This window comes from Methylorubrum sp. Q1 (genome assembly GCF_004683995.1).
Taxonomy (GTDB): domain Bacteria; phylum Pseudomonadota; class Alphaproteobacteria; order Rhizobiales; family Beijerinckiaceae; genus Methylobacterium.
The window spans coordinates 1-367 of the sequence record NZ_SRHQ01000106.1 but is presented as its reverse complement, the minus strand read 5'-3'; the positions used below and the strand labels follow the sequence as shown (position 1 = coordinate 367).

The window sequence follows — 367 nt, the reverse complement described above, 5'->3', positions numbered from 1 at the left end:
ATTCTATCTGACCAACCTGCCGCCCCGCACGACCCGGCGCATCCTGGCCGGCACGATCAAGGCGCGCTGGGTCTGCGAGCAGGCCCACCAGCAGATGAAGGAAGAACTCGGCCTCGACCACTTCGAGGGCCGCTCCTGGACCGGCCTGCACCGGCACGCGCTGATGACGTGCATCGCCTGCGCCTATCTGCAACACCTCCGTCTCACAGGACCCGACCGGACGGAGAGGGGAAAAAAAGGTGGCCGGCCTACCGGGCCCGCCACCGTCTCCGAGCCTGCCCGCCGTGCGTCAGGCCATCATCGGTCGCTTGTTCGTGGCGGTCATCCCGCCCGTGCAATGCCCGCACTGTCAGCGACGCTTCCGGCT

1 pseudogene is annotated in these 367 nt (G+C 67.8%); it reads left to right on the top strand.

Going from position 1 to position 367, the window contains the following annotated elements:
• Nucleotides 1–367: pseudogene (locus E4V01_RS26475) on the top strand (IS701 family transposase); the annotation flags it as partial.